Annotated in this window: 20 protein-coding genes and 2 pseudogenes; 11 read left to right on the top strand and 11 right to left on the bottom strand. The window is 63.2% G+C overall.

All coding sequences use genetic code 11. The annotated features are described in order from the left end of the window. Nucleotides 1-5 precede the first annotated feature (5 nt). The gene (locus C7I56_RS03370) at nucleotides 6-521 is read right to left on the bottom strand and encodes a hypothetical protein (protein ID WP_158702983.1); all 516 of its coding nucleotides are present in this window, start codon (nucleotides 519-521) and stop codon (nucleotides 6-8) included. A 150-nt stretch (nucleotides 522-671) separates the two neighbouring features. On the opposite strand from C7I56_RS03370, the gene purF reads away from it, so the two are divergent. Further along, nucleotides 672-2,123 carry an amidophosphoribosyltransferase gene (gene purF / locus C7I56_RS03365; protein WP_106639095.1) on the top strand — a complete coding sequence of 484 codons (1,452 nt, stop codon included), beginning with the start codon at nucleotides 672-674 and terminating at the stop codon, nucleotides 2,121-2,123. Nucleotides 2,124-2,233: 110 nt separating this feature from the next. Continuing rightward, complete coding sequence (locus C7I56_RS03360; protein WP_106639621.1) at nucleotides 2,234-2,941, top strand: SDR family NAD(P)-dependent oxidoreductase; 708 nt, start codon at nucleotides 2,234-2,236, stop codon at nucleotides 2,939-2,941. 76 nt (nucleotides 2,942-3,017) lie between these two features. Here the strand turns inward: C7I56_RS03360 and C7I56_RS03355 are convergent, their stop codons facing one another. The 3 genes from C7I56_RS03355 to C7I56_RS03345 all read right to left on the bottom strand — a co-directional run bounded on the left by C7I56_RS03355 (nucleotide 3,018) and on the right by C7I56_RS03345 (nucleotide 7,418). Further along, complete coding sequence (locus tag C7I56_RS03355) at nucleotides 3,018-4,271, bottom strand: SAM-dependent methyltransferase (RefSeq protein WP_106639094.1); 1,254 nt, start codon at nucleotides 4,269-4,271, stop codon at nucleotides 3,018-3,020. 147 nt (nucleotides 4,272-4,418) lie between these two features. Further along, a complete protein-coding gene (locus tag C7I56_RS03350; RefSeq protein WP_106639093.1) occupies nucleotides 4,419-5,441 on the bottom strand; it encodes a 2-oxoacid:ferredoxin oxidoreductase subunit beta in 1,023 nt (340 codons plus the stop codon). A 93-nt stretch (nucleotides 5,442-5,534) separates the two neighbouring features. Then, entirely contained in the window at nucleotides 5,535-7,418 is a 1,884-nt protein-coding gene (locus tag C7I56_RS03345; RefSeq protein ID WP_106639092.1) for a 2-oxoacid:acceptor oxidoreductase subunit alpha, read from the bottom strand. A gap of 222 nt (nucleotides 7,419-7,640) precedes the next feature. On the opposite strand from C7I56_RS03345, the gene C7I56_RS03340 reads away from it, so the two are divergent. The 4 genes from C7I56_RS03340 (at nucleotide 7,641) to C7I56_RS03325 (ending at nucleotide 11,739) form a co-directional block, all read left to right on the top strand. After that, nucleotides 7,641-8,108, top strand: a complete 468-nt coding sequence (locus tag C7I56_RS03340; RefSeq protein ID WP_106639091.1) for an RNA pyrophosphohydrolase — start codon at nucleotides 7,641-7,643, stop codon at nucleotides 8,106-8,108. Nucleotides 8,109-8,256: 148 nt separating this feature from the next. After that, nucleotides 8,257-9,468: a hydrolase gene (locus C7I56_RS03335; protein WP_106639090.1), complete on the top strand. Its 1,212-nt coding sequence runs from the start codon at nucleotides 8,257-8,259 to the stop codon at nucleotides 9,466-9,468. After that, on the top strand, nucleotides 9,465-10,481 hold the full coding sequence (locus C7I56_RS03330) for an arginine N-succinyltransferase (RefSeq protein WP_106639089.1): 1,017 nt from the start codon (nucleotides 9,465-9,467) through the stop codon (nucleotides 10,479-10,481). Before C7I56_RS03335 ends, C7I56_RS03330 begins: the two co-directional genes overlap by 4 nt. A 4-nt stretch (nucleotides 10,482-10,485) precedes the next feature. Then, on the top strand, nucleotides 10,486-11,739 hold the full coding sequence (locus C7I56_RS03325) for an N-succinylarginine dihydrolase (RefSeq protein ID WP_106639088.1): 1,254 nt from the start codon (nucleotides 10,486-10,488) through the stop codon (nucleotides 11,737-11,739). A gap of 100 nt (nucleotides 11,740-11,839) precedes the next feature. Here C7I56_RS03325 and pgl read toward each other — a convergent pair whose 3' ends face one another. From pgl to C7I56_RS03300, 5 genes are read right to left on the bottom strand one after another with little or no spacing between them, the layout of a single operon-like run. Continuing rightward, nucleotides 11,840-12,550, bottom strand: a complete 711-nt coding sequence (gene pgl, locus C7I56_RS03320; RefSeq protein ID WP_106639087.1) for a 6-phosphogluconolactonase — start codon at nucleotides 12,548-12,550, stop codon at nucleotides 11,840-11,842. 49 nt (nucleotides 12,551-12,599) lie between these two features. Continuing rightward, nucleotides 12,600-12,878 carry a hypothetical protein gene (locus C7I56_RS03315; protein WP_106639086.1) on the bottom strand — a complete coding sequence of 93 codons (279 nt, stop codon included), beginning with the start codon at nucleotides 12,876-12,878 and terminating at the stop codon, nucleotides 12,600-12,602. Then, nucleotides 12,878-15,418 carry a cbb3-type cytochrome c oxidase subunit I gene (locus tag C7I56_RS03310; protein ID WP_106639085.1) on the bottom strand — a complete coding sequence of 847 codons (2,541 nt, stop codon included), beginning with the start codon at nucleotides 15,416-15,418 and terminating at the stop codon, nucleotides 12,878-12,880. Before C7I56_RS03310 ends, C7I56_RS03315 begins: the two co-directional genes overlap by 1 nt. Beyond that, nucleotides 15,415-16,368: a cytochrome c oxidase subunit II gene (gene coxB / locus C7I56_RS03305; RefSeq protein ID WP_106639084.1), complete on the bottom strand. Its 954-nt coding sequence runs from the start codon at nucleotides 16,366-16,368 to the stop codon at nucleotides 15,415-15,417. The genes C7I56_RS03310 and coxB overlap by 4 nt, the downstream gene beginning before the upstream one ends. Continuing rightward, nucleotides 16,358-16,651 carry a c-type cytochrome gene (locus C7I56_RS03300; RefSeq protein ID WP_106639083.1) on the bottom strand — a complete coding sequence of 98 codons (294 nt, stop codon included), beginning with the start codon at nucleotides 16,649-16,651 and terminating at the stop codon, nucleotides 16,358-16,360. Before C7I56_RS03300 ends, coxB begins: the two co-directional genes overlap by 11 nt. A 3-nt stretch (nucleotides 16,652-16,654) precedes the next feature. Between C7I56_RS03300 and C7I56_RS03295 the strand changes: the two are divergent. Further along, nucleotides 16,655-17,383 (top strand): annotated as a pseudogene (locus C7I56_RS03295) (c-type cytochrome); the annotation flags it as partial. A gap of 1 nt (nucleotide 17,384) precedes the next feature. On the opposite strand, the gene C7I56_RS03290 reads toward C7I56_RS03295, so the two are convergent. Continuing rightward, a complete protein-coding gene (locus tag C7I56_RS03290) occupies nucleotides 17,385-18,059 on the bottom strand; it encodes a cytochrome b (RefSeq protein WP_106639081.1) in 675 nt (224 codons plus the stop codon). Then, complete coding sequence (locus C7I56_RS03285) at nucleotides 18,056-18,784, bottom strand: cytochrome c oxidase assembly protein (protein ID WP_106639080.1); 729 nt, start codon at nucleotides 18,782-18,784, stop codon at nucleotides 18,056-18,058. Before C7I56_RS03285 ends, C7I56_RS03290 begins: the two co-directional genes overlap by 4 nt. 83 nt (nucleotides 18,785-18,867) lie before the next feature. On the opposite strand from C7I56_RS03285, the gene C7I56_RS03280 reads away from it, so the two are divergent. The 4 genes and pseudogenes from C7I56_RS03280 (at nucleotide 18,868) to C7I56_RS03270 (ending at nucleotide 23,228) form a co-directional block, all read left to right on the top strand. Further along, nucleotides 18,868-21,342, top strand: coding sequence for a membrane-bound PQQ-dependent dehydrogenase, glucose/quinate/shikimate family (locus C7I56_RS03280; RefSeq protein WP_245409575.1), 2,475 nt, complete (start codon nucleotides 18,868-18,870; stop codon nucleotides 21,340-21,342). Nucleotides 21,343-21,758: 416 nt separating this feature from the next. Continuing rightward, a complete protein-coding gene (locus tag C7I56_RS12245) occupies nucleotides 21,759-21,905 on the top strand; it encodes a hypothetical protein (protein WP_158702981.1) in 147 nt (48 codons plus the stop codon). Nucleotides 21,906-22,051: 146 nt separating this feature from the next. After that, nucleotides 22,052-23,025: pseudogene (locus C7I56_RS03275) on the top strand (IS1595 family transposase). After that, nucleotides 23,001-23,228, top strand: a complete 228-nt coding sequence (locus C7I56_RS03270) for a hypothetical protein (RefSeq protein WP_199792342.1) — start codon at nucleotides 23,001-23,003, stop codon at nucleotides 23,226-23,228. Before C7I56_RS03275 ends, C7I56_RS03270 begins: the two are co-directional and overlap by 25 nt. Nucleotides 23,229-23,324 lie beyond the last annotated feature (96 nt).

Raw genomic sequence — 23,324 nt, 5'->3', positions numbered from 1 at the left:
CCACGCTACCGCGTTCCGCATAAAGGCTCGCCCACCAGATCGCGGGCGCGCAGGGCATCCTCCACCGAGGGGGCAACCATCGTGAAGCCGGCACCCGCAAGGCTCGTCCCTGCTGTACAATAATAGGAACAGCCGCTGGGAACCGCGTTCGAAATCACGAGCCTGCGCCCTTCAAGACGCGCGTCGAACGTGCAGGTCGATTCACCGGCCATGGTGAAATGCAAGTCACGCCCTTCCCGGCGCAATGTGCCGCCGCCGCTGCAGCTTCGATCGCCAGCACCGCGCAGGACAAGGGCGAAGCGCGTCGGCTGCCCTGATTTTTCAATGGCGCAGAGCTGGCTCGTCCCAATTCCCTGACCGCTTTCATAGAGGCCGGTAAGGCTGCCGGGTTGGCCGTCCGCGCGCAGCACCGGCGGCGTTTTCGCCCTCTCGCTAGAGGCCTCTCCATCAGCCTGCTTCGCTTCCTCCCCTTCCCGCCCGCAGGCGGATAGCAGCAGCAGGGCGATTAGAACTGCACGCACATTGCCTCTCCGTAACCATCTTCCGTTCAGCCAAGCGGCGTTAGGGGCGCTTGGGTTCCAACAGAAAAGCGTGCGCGGGCCAAGAGATGGGGCGACAAAGCCGATCCGGCTTCCTATATGACGCGCGAACAGGGGCAACGGGCTAGAGACATGTTGACCACCAATCCTTTCGACAACGACAAGCTGCGCGAGGAGTGCGGCGTTTTCGGCATTTGGAATGCGGAGACGTCTTCCGCCGTGGTCGCCCTCGGCCTCCATGCCCTCCAGCATCGCGGACAGGAAGCGGCCGGGATCACCAGTTTCGACGGTCATCGCTTTCACAGCCATCGCGCCCAAGGCCATGTTGCGGGCAATTTCGATAAGGACGATGTGATCCGCGCCCTCGCCGGCAGCGCGGCCGTCGGTCATGTCCGCTATTCGACGACGGGCGAAACCTCACTCCGCAACGTCCAGCCGCTTTTCGCCGAGCTCTCCCTGGGCGGTTTCGCGGTCGCGCATAACGGCAACATCTCGAACGCGATGAAGCTCCGCCGCGAACTGAATGCGCGCGGGTCGATCTTCCAGTCGACGTCCGATACCGAAGTGATCATCCACCTCGTCGCGACCTCGACCAAAACCGGTCTCGTCGATCGCTTCATCGATGCGCTGAAGCAGGTGGAGGGTGCCTATTCCCTCATCTGCCTCACCGCCGAAGGCATGATGGCCTGCCGCGACCCGCTTGGCATCCGCCCCCTCGTCATGGGCCGCCTTGGCGATGCGATCATCTTCGCGTCGGAAACGGTGGCGCTGGACGTCGTCGGCGCGACTTTCATCCGCTCGGTCGATCCGGGCGAATTGGTGCTCGTCAACGGAACGGACGTGAAGTCGCTGCGCCCCTTCGGCAGCGTGTCCGCCCGGCCCTGCATCTTCGAACATATCTATTTCGCCCGGCCCGATTCCATCATGGACGGCACCTCCGTTTATTCGGTGCGCAAGCAGATCGGTGCGGAGCTCGCCCGCGAAATGCCGGTCGATGCCGATTATGTCGTGCCGGTGCCGGATTCCGGTGTCCCTGCCGCTATTGGCTATGCCCAGGAAGCGGGCATTCCGTTCGAACTCGGCATCATCCGCTCGCATTATGTCGGCCGGACGTTCATCCAGCCGGGCGATCAGGTTCGCCACCTCGGCGTGAAGCTGAAGCACAATGCGAACAGCGCGCTCATCAAGGGCAAGCGCATCGTCCTGATCGACGATTCGATCGTGCGCGGCACCACCAGCCTCAAGATCGTGCAGATGCTCCGCGACGCGGGCGCGGCGGAGGTCCATATGCGGATCGCTTCGCCGCCGACGGCGCATAGCTGCTTTTACGGCGTCGATACGCCGGAGCGCAGCAAGCTGCTGGCCGGACGCATGAACCTTCAGGAAATGACGGATTATATCCAGGCCGACAGCCTCGCCTTCATTTCCGTGGACGGCCTTTACCGCGCGGTAGGCGAACAGGCCCGGGAAGCCGCTCGTCCGCAATATTGCGACGCCTGCTTCACGGGCGACTATCCGACCAGCCTCACCGATTTCACGGAAGCGCACGCGGCCGAGCCCGAGCGGGTCGAAACCTTCGCCTGACATTAAACACAAAGCCGTCACCCTGAACTTGTTTCAGGGTCCATCTTGGCGCATCGCGCCGTTCAACAAAATGGATGCTGAAACAAGTTCAGCATGACAATGGGGATATTATGAGCCAGTTTCTCGACGGAAAAATCGCGGTCGTAACCGGCGCCAGCCGCGGCATCGGCGCCGCGACGGCGGAGGCGCTTGCCGCGCAGGGCGCGCATGTGGTCCTGACCGCGCAGACCGTGGCGGGCCTCGAAGAGGTTGAGGACCGCATCTACCAATCGGGCGGCAGCGCGACGATCGCGCCCCTGAACCTCACGGAAAATGATAGCGTGGCTCGCCTTTCCTCGGCCGTGGCGGAGCGTTGGGGGAAGCTCGACATCCTCGTCCTCAATGCCGCCATGCTCGGCAACCTGATGCCGGTCGCGCAGATGGACGGGAAGGAATTCAACAAGATCCTGACCCTGAACGTGATCGCCCAGCAGGCGCTGATCGCGGCTTTCGATCCTCTCCTCCGCAACAGCGATGCGGGCCGGGTGATCGGCGTCACCTCCAGCGTTGCCAGCGATCCGCGTGCCTTCTGGGGTGCCTATGGCGCGTCCAAGGCGGCGTTCGAAAATCTCGTGCTGAGCTATGCCGATGAAGTGAAGAACCTCGCCCCCGTCCGCGCCGCGATCCTCGATCCCGGCGCCACCGCGACCCTGATGCGTGCCAAGGCCTATCCGGGCGAGGACGCCAGCAAGCTGAAGCAGCCCTCTGCGGTCGCCGACGCGATCGTCGAACTGTTGCGCTCCGACTTCGAAACCGGACACCGGCTGGAAGTCCGCTAACCTCCTTGTGCTCCTGCGAAAGCAGGAGCCCAGTTGAGGGGTGCGGCGCTGCTGGGTTCCTGCTTTCGCAGGAACACTAGGCTTTCAGCAAAGTCACCTGCGCGACGTCGATTCCGCCGCCGCGAAATCCTCCCTCGCAATACATGAGGTAATAGCGCCACAGATTGTGGAAGGCGTCGTCAAAGCCATCCGGCAGGCGGCCTTCCGCGACCGCCGCATCGTAACGCTGCCGCCAGCGCTTCAGCGTCTCGGCATAGTGAAGGCCAAAGCCCTCGCGGTCCTGCCAGGATAGGCCCGCCTTCCCGGCTTCGACTTCGAACCGAGGCTCGTCGATCAGCAGGCCGCCGGGGAAGATGTAGGTCTGGATGAAGTCCGCGCTGCCGGCATAGCTGTCGAACAAGGCGTGCTTGATCGAGATGAGCTGGATCGCGGCCTTGCCCCCGGGCTTCAGCGCGCGGGCGATGCTTTGGAGGTAAGCGGGCCAATATTCCTGCCCCACCGCTTCCACCATCTCGACGCTGGCGACGGCATCGAATGTGCCCTGAACATCGCGATAGTCGGTCAGCTGTATGGACGTGCGGCCCGCTAGCCCCGCATTGGCGAGACGCGCTTCGGCATAGGCTTTTTGCTCGGCCGAAAGGGTGATGCCGACCACCTCGACGCCATAATCGCGCGCGGCGATTTCCATCAGGCCGCCCCAACCGCAACCGATTTCCAACAGGCGCTGGCCCGGTTTCAGGTCGAGCCGGTCGAGCAGCGCGCGAACCTTCCGCTCCTGTGCCGCTTCCAGCGGTTCCGCGAAATCGTCGAACAGGGCGCTGGAATAAGCCATCGTGGCATCGAGCCAAGCCGCGTAGAAATCGTTGCCGAGATCGTAGTGGAAGGCGATATTCTTGCGCGCCTGATCCTTGCTGTTGCGGCGGAGCAGATGCGCGGCCTTGTTGACGGCGCGCCACAGGCCCTTGGCACGGGCGGCATCGCCCAGGCTCTCGCCATTGCGCATGAAGAGATCGAAGAGAGGCACGGGATCGGGGCTGGACCATTCGCCACGCTCCCAGGCCTTGTACCAGCCGACCGAGCCGGAGGTGGCGAGACGGACGAGCGCGTTCCAGCTGTGGAGGCGGACGACCGGCATCGGCCCGGGCGCGCGGCCACCGATCAGACGCTTGCTGCCATCGGGCAGGGTGGTATCGATCCCGCCTTCGAGAAGGCCCGCATCGATCCGGTCGAGGATCTTTGAGAAGCCGCGACTAAACGCTTTGGCGAGCAGACCACCGCCTGTCGCAAAGGAGCGGTCGGCCTGAGTGAGATGTTTGCCGCGAGTTGCCATAGTGGGCTGCTTAGGTTTCACGAGCTCCGATGCCAATAGCCCCTCCCCTCGATGGGGAGGGGTTGGGGTGGGGTGATGTTCGACGTAGGTCAGTGAACTCCCCAGCATCACCCCCACCCAACCCTCCCCCATCGAGGGGGAGGGCTTTTATTCCGCCCGGGGCTCTTTCTCGACTTGCCAGCTTTGCCCCTTGGAGACGAGGGCCTGGAGGTTCGGCGCCTTGCCTGCGGCCGCCGCCTTATTCTGCTCGACGACCGCGCTTTCGAAGGTCGGCGCGGGGCTGTCGAAGATGACGCCCAATGCGACGGGGAAGATGTCGGACGGCATTTCGACCAGCATTTGGGCGAGCGCCTTGTTCTGCGGGTTGTGGACGAGGACGCCCGCACTCTGCCAGTCGCCGTCGGTCACGTCGACGACACGGAGCGAGAGCGTTTCGACATCGAGCGCGATGCCCTTGGCACCGCCGTCGAACAGCATCGGCTCGCCGGTCTTCAGCCAAAGCTGCTTTCCGGCATTTTCCTTCGCGGTGAAGGGCGCGAAGACGTCGTCATTATAGACGATGCAATTCTGGTAGATTTCGACGAAGGCCGCGCCCTTGTGGGCATAAGCGGCCTTCAGCACGTCCGGTAGATGTTTGCTGACGTCGATACCGCGCGCGACGAAGCGGGCGCCCGAACCGAGGGCAAAAGCGCAGGGGTTGGCCGGGCGATCGACCGAGCCGTAAGGCGTCGAGGGCGAACGCGTGCCCGCGCGGCTGGTCGGCGAATATTGGCCCTTGGTGAGACCGTAAATCTCGTTGTTGAACAGCAGAATCTGGCAATCGAGGTTGCGGCGCAGCACGTGCATCGTGTGGTTGCCGCCGATCGAAAGCGCATCGCCGTCGCCGGTAATGATCCACACGTCGAGGTCCGGATTGGCGAGTTTTACACCGGTGGCAATCGCGGGCGCGCGGCCGTGGATCGTGTGGAAGCCGTAGGTTTCCATATAATAAGGGAAACGCGACGAGCAGCCGATGCCGGAGATGAACACGGTATTTTCCGGCTTCGCGCCAAGTTCCGGCATGGTCCGCTGCACGGCCTTCAGCACCGCATAGTCGCCGCAGCCCGGACACCAGCGCACTTCCTGGTCGGTCGCGAAATCCTTGGCCGTGAGTTTCGTCAGTTCGTTCATTTCATCTCTCCACGTCATTCCGGCGAAAGCCGGAATCTCCGTGTCATCAGGTGCATTTTCGTCCCGTCATCCCGGCTTGCGCCGGGATGACGGTCAAGCGTTCAAAGCCTCGTCGATCGCCGCTTCGATTTCGGCGATCATAAAGGGCTGGCCGGACACTTTGAGGACCGGCTTCGCGTCCACCAGATATTGGTCGCGCAGCAGGGTCTTGAGCTGCCCATTGTTCATTTCCGGAATGATGATCCGGTCATAAGTGGCGAGGAGCTCACCCAAATTCTTCGGCAGCGGCCAGATATGGCGGATATGGACGTGGGAGACGTCCAATCCTTGCTTCCGCGCGCGGCGGACGGCCTGGTGGATCGGGCCGAAGGTCGAGCCCCAGCCGACCACGGCGAGCTTCGATCCCGCTTCGCCCAGCGTCACGTCCTGATCCGGGATCGTATCGGCGACGCCCATCACCTTGGCGGCGCGCATATCGGTCATCGCCTGATGGTTGTCGGGGTTATAGTCGATGTGGCCGGTCTTCACATTCTTTTCGATGCCGCCGATACGATGCATCAGGCCTTCGCTGCCCGGCTTGATCCAGACGCGGGCGCGCTTGTCGTCGCGCTTATAGGCCAGCACCTGCTCGCCCTCGGCCGGCCTTTCATCGTGGAACGTCACGGGGAACGGCGCATATCCGCCCATGTCCGGCACCTTCCACGGCTCGGCGGCATTGGCGATATAGCCGTCGGTGAGCAGCATGACCGGCGTCATATATTGGACGGCGATGCGCACCGCCTCGATCGCGCAATCGAAGGCGTCGGCGGGCGAGCGGGCAGAAATGACCGGCATCGGCGCGTCGCCATTGCGGCCATAGACGGCCTGATAAAGGTCCGACTGCTCGGTCTTGGTGGGCAAGCCGGTCGACGGCCCGCCGCGCTGCGAATTGACGATGACGAGCGGAAGCTCGGTCATGATCGCGAGGCCCATCGCCTCGCCTTTCAATGCAATCCCCGGCCCGGACGAAGAGGTAACGCCGAGCGATCCGGCAAAGCTCGCGCCGATCGCGCTGGCGATGGCCGCGATTTCGTCCTCTGCCTGGAAAGTCGTGACGTCATATTCCTTGAGCCGCGACAGATGGTGAAGGATCGCGGACGCCGGGGTGATCGGATAGCCGCCGAAGAACATCTTGAGGCCCGCAAGCTGCGTGCCAGCGACGAGACCAAGCGAAATGCTCTCGGCGCCGGTGATCGTGCGATAAAGGCCCGGCTCGGCGGGCGCGGGATCGATATGGTGCTGCTTGAGCGGTCCCCCGATTTCGGCGGTTTCACCAAAGGCGTGACCCGCATTCAGCGCAGCGATATTGGCTTCGGCCAGCTCCGGCGCCTTGGCGAACTTCGTCTTCAGCCAATCTTCGATCGGCCCGCGATCACGATCGAACATCCAGAGCGCGAGGCCGAGCGTCCACATATTCTTGCAGCGCAGGGCCTCCTTATTGCCGAGGCCGAAGGGCTTCACGGCATCGAGGGTGAGCTGCGAGATATTGAACTTGATGAGCTGCCATTTGGCGAGGCTGCCATCGTCCAGCGGGTTCGCATCATAACCCGCCTTGGCAAGGTTGCGCGCGCCGAATTCACCCTCGTCGGCGATGATGAGGCCCCCGGGCTTCAGCGAGGCGACATTCACCTTCAAGGCCGCCGGGTTCATCGCGACCAGCACGTCGGGCGCATCGCCCGCCGTCTCGATGGCAGAGGAGCCGAAATTGATCTGGAAGGCCGAAACGCCGAACGTCGTGCCCTGCGGCGCGCGAATTTCCGCCGGGAAATCCGGGAAGGTCGCAAGGTCGTTCCCCGCGAGCGCGGTGGAGAGCGTGAATTGCCCGCCCGTCAATTGCATGCCGTCGCCGCTATCGCCCGCGAAGCGGACGACAACCGCCTCCAGCGGGCCATGCGGCTCGGATTCCTCAGGGGTCACGATATGGGTGGCGGTTGCCATCTACGATCCTTCGAATAGTCTTGCGCGTTCCCCTACGCTTCAAGCGTCCATGCTTCAACGCTCAAGATGGCATTACGATCTCTGTCATCCCGCCGCCGCTAGTCCTGAGCCTGTCGAAGGACGTGTCATCTCGTTCCGTCCTTCGACAAGCTCAGGACTAGCGGGGTGGAGGAGGCCGCGATAATCGGGGCGCGTACAAGCCATTTTTCAGAAAGGCCGTTCGTGATCGACCTCCCCTACCGCCCCGCCGCTGGCGTGATGCTCCTCAATCGCGACGGACAGGTGTTCGTGGCCCAGCGTTTGGATAGCACGCTCGAAGCCTGGCAGATGCCGCAGGGTGGGCTCGACGATGGCGAGGATGCCAAGGCCGGCGCCCTGCGCGAACTGGAAGAGGAAACCGGCATTGCGCCTGAACTCGTCGAAGTGATCGCGCGGGCCCCGGGGGAATTGCTCTACGACCTGCCGGACGACCTGATCGGCAAAATGTGGGGCGGCAAGTGGCGCGGACAGCGTCAGGCCTGGTTCCTGTGCCGCTTCCTGGGACGCGACGAGGACGTCGATCTGGAAACCGCGGAACCGGAATTCCGCGCATGGAAATGGGCCGATCCGGAGGAGCTTCCGGCGATGATCGTCCCGTTCAAGAGGAAATTGTACGAGGATGTGCTGGCGGCATTTCGGGGGTGGCTTTGATCTCGCTCTAACGTCACCCTGAACTTGTTTCAGGGTCCATGATTCAAGCTGCCAAATTGTCATCGACATGGATGCTGAAACAAGTTCAGCATGACGATATGCCGCCATGCGTTGGCATTCAGCGCAAACCCCAGCTACACACCCCCACATGGAGAGGCTTTCCCGACATGAAGCGGCGGCTGTGGAGCGCGCCGGGGCGGACCCTATGCTCGACAAGGTGGAGCGGTGGGCCGCGATCAATAGCGGGTCGTCGAACATGCTCGGCCTCGCGACGATGGCGGCGGTATTGGCCGACGAATTTTCGGTGCTGCCGGGTGAACTTCATCTCCGCGACCCGGCACCGGTTGACGCGATGGCATCGGACGGGTCGCTGAACGCGCTTCATTATGGGCAAAATCTGCATTTGAAGGTGCGCCCCAGCGCGCCGGTGCAATTGCTCTTCACCGGCCATATGGACACCGTGTTCGGCATCGATCACCCGTTCCAGGATTTGACGTGGCGCGAGGACGGCGTGCTTGGCGGCCCCGGCGTTGCCGACATGAAGGGCGGGATCGCGGTCATGCTTGCGGCGCTGAAAGCGCTGGAGGCCGCACCGGAGGCCAAGGCCTTTGGCTACGAAATCGTGCTCAACAGCGACGAAGAAGTCGGCTCGCCGGGCTCCGCCGCGCTGCTTGCGCAGGCCGCGCGGGGGAAGAACGCTGCCTTCACCTATGAACCCGCCGCCCTCCCCGACGGCACGCTCGCGGGAGCGCGTCCGGGCAGCGGCAATTTCTCGATCCTGATCAAGGGCAAGAGCGCCCATGCCGGACGCAATCCGGAGGATGGCCGCAACGCCGTCGTCGCCGCCGCCGACCTCGCCCTGCGCCTTGCCAAGGCCAAGGGGCCGCGCCTGTCCGTCAACCCGGCACGGATCGAGGGGGGAAGCCCCAACAATGTCGTGCCCGACCACGCTATTTTGCGCGTCAACATGCGCCCTTTCACGACCGAGGATCAGGACCGCGCCCGCGCCCAGCTCGATGCAGCGGTTGCGATGGTCGCGGCCGAACATGACGTGACGATCCATGTTCATGGCGGTTTCGGGCGCCCGCCCAAGCCGCTCGATCCCGAAGCCGAGAAACTGTTCGGCCTTGTCCGCCGCTGCGGCCTCGACCTTGGCCAGGATATTCGTTGGCAGCCGTCCGGAGGCGTGTGCGACGGCAATAATATCGCGGCCTGCGGCGTCCCCGTCGTTGACACGATGGGCGTGCGCGGCGGCGCCATTCATTCCGATCAGGAATATCTGATCGTGGACAGCCTGGCCGAGCGCGCCCAGCTGTCCGCCCTTTCTATCCTGCGCCTCGTTACCGGAGCCCTTGCGTGAGCTTTCGCATTCGTCCCGTCACCAATGAAGATTTCAAAGCCATTTATGAAATGGCCAAGCTGACCGGAGGGGGGTTTACCAACCTGCCGCCCGATCGCGGCGCTTTGGTCGAAAAGATCATCCGGTCCGAAGAGGCCTTTGCGCGGACCGAAGAATTACAGACGAACGACTGCTTCATGATGGTGCTGGAAAATGCCGAAACCGGGCAGATTCGCGGCACCTGCCAGATGTTCGGCATGGTGGGCACGCAGCAGCCTTTCTACAGTTACCGCATCAGCACGCTGACCCAGACGTCGAAGGAACTCGGCCGCACCTTCCGCGCCGAGATGCTGACCCTTGTGACAGACATGGAGGGTTCGTCCGAGGTGGGCGGACTGTTCCTCCATCCCGGCGAACGGGCAGGCGGCCTTGGCCTCCTCCTTGCGCGGAGCCGCTATTTGTTCATTCGTCAGCACCGGCAGCGTTTCGGCAACCGGCTGATCGCCGAGCTTCGCGGTGTGATCGACGAAGCGGGCGGATCGGCTTTCTGGGATGCGATTGCGGGCCGCTTCTTCGGCATGGGATTCCAGGAAGCCGACGAATTCAACGGCACGCACGGCACGCAGTTCATCGCGGACCTGATGCCCAAGACGCCGGTCTATACCGCCATGCTGCCCGAAAGCGCGCGCGGCGTCATGGGCCTCCCCCACCCGTCAGGCCGCGCCGCGATGAAGATGCTGGAGCGCGAGGGCTTCGCCTTTGAATCCTATATCGACATTTTCGACGGTGGCCCGACGATGATCGCGCAGGTCGACAAGGTGCGGACGGTGCGCGACGCCGCGGAGTATGTCTTTGCCGGCACGAGCGAGGATTGGGACGGCGAACAGCGCATGATCTCGACCGGGCGGCTCGGCAAGTTCCGCGCCTGCTATGGCTATGTCAGCACCCGCGACGGCACGGCCATGCTGGATCCGAAAGCGGCCGAACTGCTTGAAATCAAACCAGGCGCCCCCTTCCTCGCAATCGGGCGCTGATGCCATGACGCTGCGCGAGATCAATTTCGACGGCATTATCGGGCCAAGCCACAATTATGCCGGGCTGAGCCAGGGCAACCTTGCCTCTGCGCGCAACGCCCGTTTGGTGTCGCAGCCGCGTGCCGCCGCGCTGCAGGGCGTCGAAAAGATGCGGCACAATCTGCGCCTCGGCCTTGCGCAAGGCGCCTTTATGCCCCTGCCCCGCCCCAATCGCGGCTGGCTGGCCGCGCTCGGCACTGATGTGGAGAACGCGCCGGACAGCATCCGTCCCGCGGCCTTTTCAGCGTCGGCCATGTGGGCCGCCAATGCCGCCACCGTGTCGCCCGCGCCGGACACGGCGGACGGGCGATGCCATCTGACCGTCGCCAACCTGCGGACGATGCCGCACCGCAGCCACGAATGGCCGGACACGCTTGCCCAGTTGCGTCTCGCCTTTGCGGATGAGAGCGCGTTTGCCGTCCATGCGCCGGTGCCCGGCACCTTTGGCGATGAAGGGGCGGCCAACCATATGCGCCTGTGCGCAAGCCATGGCGCGCCCGGCGTCGAAGTCTTCGTCTATGGCGAACGCGGCGGCGCCTTTCCCGCCCGCCAGCATGTCGAGGCGAGCCGTGCCATCGCCCGCCTCCACGGCCTCGATGCCGATCGCACGTTGTTCGCCGCCCAGTCGGAAGAGGCGATCGCGGCGGGCGCTTTCCACAATGACGTTGTCGCGGTGGCGAACGAGAATGTGCTGTTCGCGCACGAACTGGCCTTTGCGGACAAGGGTGCGCTTTACGCCGACCTCCGCCGCCTGATGCCCGAGGTGGAGATTGTCGAAGTTCCGGCGAGCGCGGTGAGCCTCGCCGATGCGGTGGCGAGCTATCTTTTCAACGCGCAACTGGTTTCGCTGCCCGAAGGCGGAATGGCCCTGATCCTGCCGGAAGAAGCGCGGGAGACGCCCGCGGTCTGGAGCTGGCTGCAGGACATGGTCGCGGGCAATGGCCCGATCCGGCAATTGCTCATCGTCGACGTGCGCCAATCCATGTCGAATGGCGGTGGCCCGGCTTGCCTGCGCTTGCGCGTCGTCGCTGATCCGTCCTCGGTGGATCAGCGGTTCATGATGGACGAAGCCAAGCTCGATCGCGTCGCGGGCGTCATCGCCTCCCACTGGCCGGAGCAGATCGCGCCGGAGGATCTGCGCGATCCTGCGCTTTGGCGGCAGATGGAGCAAGCGCGCGAGGCGCTGTTTCGGGAATTGAGGCTCAACGAGCTCCTCTAGTACCCGTCACCCCGGCGAAAGCCGGGGTCTCGGGACCAGACCGCGCCCTCTCGCCCCGAGATACCGGCTTTCGCCGGTATGACGTGATAGGCGTGAGGGACTACTCCGCCGCCCAGAAGATATCGACGGGCGTGTCGAGTTCGGCGAGCAGGCGGCCGATCGGCTTGGACGACAGCGGGCCGTCTTCGATCGCCTTTTCCAGCACCTCTTTCTTCTCATCACCCGTGATGACGACCATCATCGTGCGCGCCGACGTGAGCGCTGCCGCGGTCAGCGTGACGCGATCATAAGGCGCATTATCCGGCATCGGATCAGGGCGCACGCCAACGGCGCGGCGTTCGCGCGGGCCGGTGAGTGCGCGATCCATGTCGGGGCCGGGGAAGATCGATGCGGTATGCCCGTCCGCGCCCATGCCGAGGCAGACGAGGTCGAGCGGCCAATCGACGATGGCGAGGCGCGCATCGCCCAGCTGTCCGGCCTGCCGATAATCGCCCAGCGCCGTTTCATCGACCAGCGAGATGATGTTCGCGCCCTTTGCGCCGAAAAAGTTTTCGAGCTTGGCATAATTGCTGGACGGATCGTCGAGGCCGACAAGGCGATCGTCGGTGGGGATCAGGGTCACCTTTTCCCAGTCGATATTCTTTTCAAGCAACGCCTTGTAGATTGCGTCGGGCGTGGAGCCGCCGGGCACCGCAAGCCGCGCGCCGCCATGAGCCTCGGTCGCGCTTTCGATCACGAAGGCGATGTCGCCGGCGGCCTGTTCGGCCAGCTCGTTCGCCTTCTCGAATTCCCACCATTCGATCTCGGTCATGTCTTCCCTCTTTTCCTATACGCCGCGCCCTATGACAGAGCGGACCGCGTTAGAAAAGAACCGGCAGCCCCTGCCAGATGATGGCGATGAGCGCGAGGACCGCTCCGGCGCGCCCGGCTGGGCTGACCCAGCCTGCAAGAACGGCTTCGCTTTGCCTGTTGATCCACGCCATGAGGAGAAGCGTCGCGGCTGCGCAGGCCAGGGTGAACAATCCCGCAATCGACCGCGCCGTTCCCGAAGACAGAAAGATGCTGCCCGTAAAATAGAGGCCAAAGAAGTGTACCGCCCAAAGCGCCAGGCCGCCGAGCAGGATGATCCAGCTGCGCATCACAGCGTTCCGGGAAACAGCCGGACCAAGCCGGGACCGGCGGCACCCAATGCGGCGGTGAAGATAATGAAGATCGCGGGCAGATCGATCACATTGCTGCGCGGTACGGGAATGAAGTTCCGGGCGCCCCGCGCCGCGACGAACGCCGCCATCAGCAGCGCGATCCCGCTGAGGCAGGCCTGCAGGCCGATAAAGGCGTGGATCACCGCCCCCTGCCCGCTCGCTTCGGGATCGAGACCCGCTGCCAGCCAGCTGCGATAATCGATGAATGTGACGGCGCTGATGACGATCGAGGCGAGGATAAGTAGCCAGATGGCAAGGCGCTTGCGGCCATCGCCCTTCAGCAACGCCCGCCGCGATCCAGCGGCGAGGAGCGCTGACAGAGCCGCGCCACCCACGATCAGCGCGAGGGAGACGGCGTCCGGCGGATCGATCCAGAACCGCGTGCTCCGCCCGTAAAGATAGAGGTAGGAGAAGACCGTCATCAAGAAGATCATGCCGATGACGATCATCAGCACCACCATCGCCCACCAGCCATGGGTGCTGGTGCCGGTGACATAGGTCGGCACGTTGATGCCGGCTCCAATATCGACGAACGGCTGCTTCACCGGCCGGTCGGTTTCCCACATCCAGCGCAGCACCGCGAGGATCGCCAATACGCCGCTCACCAGCCCCGCCCCATAAGCCTGGACGGTCAGCAGCAGGAAGAAGCCCGCCGTGAACACCGCCGACAAAAGCGGCCAGACGGACGGCCCCGGCATGATCTGCAGATATTGCGGCTCGGCCATAAGCGGGCTGGTGACGATCGTCTCGCGATTGCCCGTCACGCTGCCGGGCAAGAAATAGCGACCCTCCTCCACATCTTTCGAAAGATCGGGATCGTCCCACAAAGGCTGGCGGCTCTTCACGACTGGAATGGAACGCGTCGAATAAAGCTCGGTCGGCAGCCATTCGAGCGTGCCGGCGCCATAGATATTGCCCGCATTGCCGCCGCCCGGCGCGAGGCGGACGTTGCGTATGAGGTCGATCACGAACAGAGCGATACCCGCCGCGAGCACGAAAGCGCCGACGGTCGAGATAAGGTTCGGCAGATCCCAGCCGCGATCCGGCAAATAGGTATAAACCCGGCGCGGCATCCCCATCATGCCGGTCAGATGCATGGGCAGAAAGGCGATGTGCATACCTGCGAACATCAGGCCGAACACCCATTTGCCGAGCCGTTCGGACAGCGCGCGGCGGCTCACCATCGGCGCCCAATGATAAAAAGCCGCGAACATCGGGAAGACCATTCCGCCGATCAGCACGTAGTGAAGGTGGGCGACGATGAAATAACTGTCATGCGCCTGCCAATCGAAGGGCACGAGCGCGACCATCACGCCGGTCAGGCCGCCCATCGTGAAGATGATAAGCGTGCCGATGATGAATAAAGCGAGCGTATTGTAGCGCACCTTTCCAACTGCCAGCGTCGCGATCCAGGCAAAAACCTGGATGCCCGCCGGAACGCTCACCGCCATGCTCGCCGCCGAAAAGAAGCCGACGGAAAGGGTCGGCATCCCGGTCGTGAACATATGATGGGCCCAGACGCCGAAGCTGATGAAACCGGTAGCCAGCAAAGCGAGGACGACAAGGCGGTAGCCGACGAGATCGGTGCGCGCGACCATCGCGACCATCATCGAGACAAGACCTGCTGCGGGCAGGAAGATGATGTAGACTTCCGGGTGGCCGAAGAACCAGAAGAGGTGCTGCCACAAGAGCGGATCGCCGCCCCGCGTCGGATCGAAAAACGGCCAGTTGAACGCCCGCTCAAACTCCAGCAGCAATGTGCCGAGGATCACCGCCGGAAAGGCGATGATGATCATGATCGCGAAGACGAGCATCGCCCAGGCGAAGATCGGCATCTTGTCCAGCGTCATGCCCGGCGCCCGGGTGCGCAGCACGCCCACCACGATCTCGATCGCCCCGGCAATGGCGGAAATCTCGATGAAGCCGATGCCGAGCAGCCAGAAATCGGTGTTGATCCCCGGCGAATAGGCCGTGCTGGTGAGCGGCGGATACATGAACCAGCCGCCATTGGGCGCGAGGCCGACGAAAAGCGAGGAGAAGAATGCGAGCCCGCCGACCAGATACGCCCAGAAGGCGTAGGCCGAGAGGCGGGGAAAAGGCAGATCGCGGGCCGACAGCATTTGCGGCAGCAGCATGATGCCCAGCGCCTCCACCATCGGCACGGCGAAGAGGAACATCATCACCGTGCCGTGCATGGTGAAGAACTGATTGTAGGTTTCCTGCGGCAGCACGCCCATCAGCGGCGCGGCGAGTTGCACCCGCATGACGAGGGCGAGGATTCCGGCGAGCAGGAAGAACAGAAAGGCCGCGCCGACATAATAAATGCCGACATAATTGTTGTTGACGACGGTCAGATATTGCCAGCCCTTGGGCGCGCACCAGATGCGCTCCAATTCCTCCAACTCGCCGCGCGGGCGGGCGCCGGACGTCGGGAAACGATCGTAGAGCTTCGGGTCGAAGCCGGTTTCCGACGTCACTTCAGCCCCTCGAGATAGACGGCGATGGCCTTCAAATCCTCGGCCGGGAGCATGGTGTAGGCGGGCATACGGTTGGCGGGCTTGATCGCCTGGCTATTGCCGATCCATCCGATCATCGCGCCGCGATTATTGGGTAGGATGCCAGCGCCCAAAGTGCGGCGTGCGCCAACATAAGAGAGGTCCGGCCCCGCAAGGCCGTTGGCGGACGTTCCGGCCACCGCGTGACAGGCCGCACATCCCGCCGACGCGAACAGAGCCGCGCCGCGCCGCGCTTCGTTGGTTGCGGGTGCCGGTGGCGGCGCTTGCCGGGACGCCATCCACCGCCCGAAATCCTCCGGCGTATGAGCGACGACGACGAAGCCCATCAAAGCGTGGGGCCCGCCGCAATATTCGGCGCATTGCCCGCCATAGACGCCCGGTTTGTCGGCCTGGATGCGCATCACATTGGTGCGGCCGGGGATCATGTCGAGCTTGCCCGACAGGCGCGGCACCCAAAAGCTGTGGATGACGTCCGCCGATGTCAGTTCCAGCGCGACGGTCTGCCCGGCGGGTATGTGGATTTCGTTGGCGTCGCGCAGGATTTCGCGCCCCTGCCCGTCGAGATAGGACACCCGCCACCACCACATTTCCCCGCTGACGCGGATCCGCATGTCCGTGCCCGCGATCGGCTTCGATATGCCGCTGGTAAGACTAAGCCCCCAGATGAGGAGGAGGGTGAGCACCACGACGGGGAAGGCGACGCCGCCGATCCAGATCATCCGCTCGCCGCCCAGCCGCTTGCGCAGCGCGGGGCGCCCTTTCAGCGCCGTCCAGATGGCGAGTAGGACAATGGCGAGCACCGCGACCGCCATGCCCGTCAGCACCCAGGCGAGCGTCGTGATCGATCCCGCGAAAGGGCCCGCCGGGTCGAACACCGGCGGCGGCCATCCGGCTAGGCCTTCAACGGTCATGAAGCGTGTAAAGATAAGCGGCTGCATCGCGCGCTTCGCCCTCGCTGATCGGCATGGCGGGCATGGCGGTGCCGGGCGTCATGGACGGCGCGTTGCGAATGTAGCGGACCAGCAGATCCGGACGGTTGGAGAAGCGGCCCGCGATCATCCCCTGATCGGCAAAGCCGTCGAGCGAGGGGCCAAGTTCGCCTTGAGGCCACTTGATGCCGGGGATGGCGTGGCAGGCCGCACAGGCCGCTTTCTCGATCACGGCCTTTCCGCGCATCGGGTCCGCTCCGGGCATCTGATGCCGCTCTTCGGGCGGAGCCTTGCACGCGGCCAAGGCAAGAGAGCAGATCGTCATGGAAATCATTCGCTTCGCCACGGCAGCCCGCATTCAGTTACACCCCCGGAACCGTTGGGGCGGCGCGGAGGTTCCTCGCTCGTGCTCAAAAGCTTGAAACCTTGGCCGGTGCGCGCTTTGATCCTCGCCAGCGCCGCGTTCGGGGCAGCGGCCTGTAATCCGCCCGAAACCCGCGCGCACGATCCCTATTCGGCGAGTGGCGAGCTCATTGCCTTGTCCGGCGGCGATGCGGGCCCGCAAAATGCGTGCATCGCCTGCCACGGCCTGAAAGGCGAAGGCAATGGCGCGGGCGTGCCGCGCATTGCAGGGTTTGGGGCTGGTTACCTGTCCCGCCAGATGGAATTTTACGCAGCGGGCCTACGCCGCAATCCGGACATGCAACACCTCGCGCGCCGCCTCTCCCAGCAGCAGCGGCAGGATGTCGCCGCTTATTATGCCGCCCTCCCCGCGCCTGCGATCCAGCAGAAGGCAACCGCGCCATCGCGTCTTTATATCGAAGGGGATTCGTCGCGCGGACTCACCGCCTGCGCCGCTTGTCACGGCGCGAATGGCGAAGGACAAGGCGAAGGCAATCCGCCGCTCGCCGGACAGCCCGCATCCTACCTCGCCGATCAGCTGCGCCAGTGGCGACAAGGGGAAAGGCGCGGCGATCCGGGCAACCTCATGCTCGTTATCAGCCAGCGCCTGTCACCCGCGGAGATCGAGGCCGTTTCGGCTTATGCGTCAAGCCTTCCCGGTGATCGTCCGCGTCCTTCACGTCCGGAAGCATCCCTTCCAGAACGTCGTCCCGATCCCACCAATGATGTTTCAGCGCCGCGCCCACGTGGAGCGGAATGAGGATGATGAGGATGAGGATGAACATCTGGTGCAGATCCTCCGCCCAATCGAGGATCGCCCATTGCCATTGCGGGTCAAGCCCACCGAACGGCATTTGCGGCCACGGCACCAATCCCGCGACATAAAGTGGCCTCCCGTCGCCGAGAGCCGACCACATCATCCATCCCGTAATCGGCAGGCCGAAGAAGCAGAGATAGAAGACCACATGCGTCGCATAAGCGATATTGGTCTGCCACCCGCCTTTATCCGCGTCGTTGATCGGCCCCGGCACCATCATCCGCCATGCAAAGCGCAAGAAGGCGAGGAAGAGGATGAGAAGGCCAAGGTCGCTATGCCATTGATAAGCGGTCAGCCGATCGCCGCCCGCATACATGCGCGTCGTGTACCAGCCGAGCGCGAGCTGCAGGATGACGAGCGCCGCCATCACCCAGTGGAAGATGATCCCGACCGGCGTATAGCGCCCCTTGTCGCTATGCCGCCGCGCCCATTCGCGGAGCCGCGCCCCAATCATGCGCGCGCCGCCTCTTCGCGCGACAACCAACGGCCAAGCAGCAGCAACGCCGCGCCAAGATAGAAGCCGGCGGACGGCGCCCACATAATGAGCCCGGCAAGCTGCTGGTCGTCCATCTGCGTATAGCCCCATGGCAGTGTGGTCAGCGCATGAGGCGCATAAAGCGGATTTCCGCTGAACGTGATGAGCGCGCCGAGCAATCCCATCAGCACCATCGTCGCCAAAAGCGCCACCACGCCCGCCGGGCCGGATGCCGCCCGCAATGCCCGCCAGAAGAAGATCGACGGCAACAGGATCGACGCCTGCATCAGCCAATAGGCAAGATCGCTGGACAGCGCCCAGGCATAAAGCGGCGGTGCGTGCCACGCCCAGAACAACACGGCCTGAGCGATGGTCCACGCTGCGATCCGGCTATACCCCGTCGGCGCGGGCCAGGCGAAGGCGAGCAACGGCGCAACCGCCGCCGACAGCAGAATGTGATGCGCGACCCGGGCTGAAAACAATGCCGAACTCAGCGCACAGAGCGGAGAGATGAAGAGCAGGACGCACAGAAAGATCGCCGCCGCAAAGCAGAGACCTTGTCTATCGACTGCATATCGGAATCGGGCATAGCCCAAGACCGCCAACCCAAATCCACCCATCAAAAAAGGGTCGAAATTCCAGCGCGACAGAAGCTCGGAAGGCAAAGGCGCAGGTCCGCAATAGGGGAAGAAAGGCTCGATCATTGGCGCCTTGCGGATTGGAACGGTTACGAACCGGAACCAACCGCCCGGCGGCTGGTTCCGTTCGCATCCGCGAGATGGAGAGCATGATGGCATCGACCGCCCCGCCCCTTATTCGCCGCCGATCCTGGGCCGCGACGGCCGTCGGCATCCTGCTCGCCCTCCTCGGCGCGGTCTTGCTGATCGGCGGCATCTGGCTCCTCGCGCTCGGCGGTTCGCCTTATTATGCGGCGGCGGGCGCGGGGCTCGTCCTGTCGGGCTGGCTCATCATGACACGGCGGCTGGCAGGCGCCTTGCTCTACGGCGTGATATTCATCGCGACCGTCATCTGGGCATTTTGGGAAAGCGGGACGAACCCCTGGGCGCTCGTGCCGCGCGTAGTCGGCCCGGCGGTCCTTCTCTTGCTCGTTATTCTGGTCACACCCCTGCTCAGCGCGCGGGTCAACTGGAAGGGCGCAGGCGCCGCCTTCCTCGCCGCACTGGTCATATTGATCGGCGGCGGCGTGATAGCCGGGCGCATGGCGCCCGACGCGGTGATCGGCGGCATACCTCCCGCGCGCGGCGTGGTTCCCTTGAGCGTGGCAACACAGGCGTCGGGAAGCGACTGGACCGCTTATGGCGGCACCTATGGCGCCCAGCGTTACTCGACGCTCGCCCAAATCACGCCGGGCAATGTTGCACGGCTGGAGCGCGCCTGGGTTTATCATACCGGCGACCTTCCCACCGACATGAAGAACAATAAATATGGCGCGGAAACCACGCCGCTGAAGATTGGCGACACCGTCTATCTCTGTTCGGCCAAGAACATACTGATCGCTTTGGATGCGGCGAGCGGCCAGCAAAAATGGCGCTTCGATCCGGGCGTGCCCGACGCCTGGATTCCCTATACCGCCGCCTGCCGGGGCGTCGCGTATCACGATGCGAGCGCGACCGCCGCTCCGGCAACCGCACCGCGACCGGCGCCGCCGCTGGCTTCTCCGTCTCCAACCACCACGGCCTGCCGCACCCGGATCATCGAAGGGACGCTCGATGCGCGCCTCATCGCCGTCGATGCCGCAACCGGGCAGCCCTGCCGGGATTTCGGCACGAATGGACAGGTCGATCTGAAGGTGGGCCTCGGCCAGGTCGACCCCGGCATGGTTTCGGTCACCTCCGCGCCCACGATCGTGCGCGGCGTGATCGTCGTCGGCCATCAGGTACTCGACGGTCAGCAGCGCAACGCACCGTCCGGCGTCATCCGCGGCTATGACGTAACGACGGGCGCGCTCCGCTGGGCCTGGGACATGGTCAATCCGCAATGGACAGGCATGCCGCCCGAAGGCCAGGAATATGCACGCGGCACGCCCAATATGTGGACGACCGCGTCGGGCGACGAAGCGCTCGGCCTCGTCTACCTGCCCATGGGCAACAGCGCCGTCGATTATTGGAGCGGCACACGCAGCCCACAGGAAAAGCGCTTCTCGACATCGCTCGTCGCGATCGACGTTGCGACCGGGCGGCCCGCCTGGTCCTTCCAGACCGTCCGCAACGATGTTTGGGATTATGACCTCGGCTCGCAAGCCACGCTCGTCGATCTCCCCGCCGGCAATGGCGCCGTGCCCGCGCTTATCCTGCCGAGCAAGCAGGGCGACATCTATATTCTGGACCGGCGCACCGGACGCCCGCTGACGCCCGTCGCGAATATGACGGTGCCGGGCGGCGGGGTGGAGCCTGCGCAGCGTTCGCCGACGCAGCCAGTATCCCTGTACCATACGCTGCGTAAGGCGGATCTTCAGGAACGCGACATGTGGGGCATGTCGCCGATCGACCAGATGATCTGCCGCATCCAGTTCCGCCGTGCCCATTATGACGGCTTCTACACGCCGCCGACCGCGGACCGCCGCTGGATCCAATATCCAGGCTATAATGGCGGTTCGGATTGGGGCGGTATCGCGATCGATCCGCAGCGCGGCGTCATCATCGCCAATTATAACGACATGCCGAACTACAACCGGCTCGTCCCGCGGGCGGAGGCCGATGCGAAGGGTTGGGAAACGCGTGCCCAAATTGCGGCGCGTGGCGGTTCGCTGACTGGAAAGCCGGAAGGCAAAGGCGATCCCCAGGCCGGAACGCCCTATGCGATCGACGTCAATGCGGGCTGGCGGCTGCCCTTCACCAACCTCCTCTGCAAGGAGCCGCCTTATGGCGGCATCCGGGCAATCGATATGATGACCGGCAAGACCATCTGGGATCGCCCGTTCGGCTCGGCCCGTCGCAACGGCCCGTTCAACATCCCGACCGGTATTCCCTTCGACATCGGCACGCCGAACAATGGCGGCGGCGTCGTGACGGCAGGCGGTCTCATGTTCATCGCCGCCACCACCGACAATCTCATCCGCGCGATCGACGTCAATACCGGCAAGACCCTGTGGCAAGACGTGCTCCCTGCAGGCGGCCAGGCAACCCCGGTCACCTATGAGGCAGGCGGACGCCAATATGTGGTCATCATGGCGGGCGGCCATCACTTCATGGAAACGCCCGTAGGCGACGCAGTCATCGCCTACGCGCTGCCGCAACGATGATTTTTCAAGCTGGTGGGAAAATGCGGTATTATGGCGCAACAGCACCAAGCATGATGCCACCTGACGCCCTATGTAGCGGGTATGGGGAATTCGAACCTTAGAAAGGGGCTAGAGGAGAAACTCTGCGTTTTGCAGGGAGAGCTTGACGCTACTCGCAAGGAATTGCGGAGCATTCAGACGGCAGCGGATCGCCTGCCGACGCTCTACCATCAAGTCCGAGAGCTTGAAGACCTCGTGGCGTGCGCCAAGAAGCTGATCAAGCGCGATTACCCTGATTGGCAGCAACCAACTTACCTTAAGCCCCGTCCGCCAAGGAAGTGGAGAGGTCTTTTCAAGTCTGGTGAGATTGGCCTTCGGGCATTAACCGTTCTTCGCGAAAATGGTGGCTGGATCGGCCTCTTGAAATTGCTTCTATCATGCTCGACCAGATCGGGCACGATCCGGAAGACCTCGTTGCGCGTAGAAAACTCACCAATTCCGTAGGTGGATATTTCAAATCACATGAAGGTGATCTGGTCGAATCACGCGGCAGTTTCGCCAAAGAATGGCGGGTGATTCGCTAAATATCATCCATGTCTAAAAAGGTATGTCCAGAAACACTGGAGCGTTAACCATACGGATTTTGCATATCTGCCAAAACCTATGTCCGAAAATAAAAGTGTTGATTTAGTTAGATAATCTGCATCTTTACTCCGCTGCAACTCATGCAATGGAGGCAAAGTCGCAGCATTTCCTACTCTCGGCCGAAGCGAGGGCGCTTAGTACTAAGCGCATCCATCGCTTGTCTGACGAGGAGGCATTTGCCGAGTTCGTAGCCATTCGCTTTTCCGAAAACGGTGGAGCGCCGTTCTGCCCGTGGTGCGGCCATCGGGAGGTTTACGCAATCACTACCCGCAAGAAGTGGAAGTGTGCCGCCGCCGCCTGCCGCCGACAATTTTCAGCTACATCACGCACCAACTTCGCGAGCCGTAAGCTCCCCTTCCGCGATCTGCTCCTCTTAGTCGCCCACTTCATCAATGCGCTAAAGGGCATCAGTGCCATCCGCCTCAGCCACGAGCTTGAGGTCAGTTACAAGACCGCCTTCGTCCGCCTACACAAGCTCCGCGAAGTGCTATCGGTTCAGCAGGAGAACCCTCTTCGCGGAAAGGTGGAGATCGACGGGGGTATTTTGGAGGTCATGCCCGACCTAAAAACAATCGCCCCAGTCGGGTCGATCGCCGGCGTCTTCCCCATCGAACAGGCAAGCGACAATGCGTAGTGATCATGAGGGAGCGGCACGGACGCAGCCGGCCCTTCATCATGTCGGAAAGTGATGCTGCACGAATAGCGTATGAAGTTATCGAACGAGGGAGCGCAGTCTACACGGACGATGCGACACACTGGAACCGTCTGGCATCACGCTATGATTTACATAAGGTCAATCACAGCGAGCTCTATTCGGATGGTGATAAATGTACCAACTGGGCTGAATCTTACTTCGCTCGCCTGCGGCGTGCCGAGATGGGAACCTATCATCACATCGCCGGTCCCCACATAGCCGAATACGCAAACGAAATGTCTTGGCGCGAAGACCGGCGTCGATACGATAACAAGGAGAACTTCGACGCTCTACTCTTCGCCGCGACGCATCATCCCGTGTCCCGAAAGTGGAGTGGGTATTGGCAGAGGCGAAGGGCCGCGTGATGGCAACCTTTCGTTTCCACCTTATCGGCTCCAATCAACCTGTAGAAGTTGAGGTCGCCGCAACGTCGATCAACGACCTGAGCCAGATGATGTCGTGCCAACGGTTCGTAGAAGGGCGGCTGACGCAGCCGGACGGCGATGGAGTTCTCGCTGGTGTGCTGATTGCCACATCGCGCGTCCAATGCGTTATAGAGGCAGATTAGGCCGCAGCGCAGTGAGCCACCGTTTCTGAGGCAGCTTTGAAAGCGCGATCTGAGATTGCATTCAGACGCTCCGATGAAACGCCGGCTTTCAGTACA

Origin of the sequence: Allosphingosinicella vermicomposti, assembly GCF_003012815.1 — a bacterium.
GTDB lineage: Bacteria > Pseudomonadota > Alphaproteobacteria > Sphingomonadales > Sphingomonadaceae > Allosphingosinicella > Allosphingosinicella vermicomposti.
This window is presented reverse-complemented; position numbering and strand designations above follow the sequence as displayed.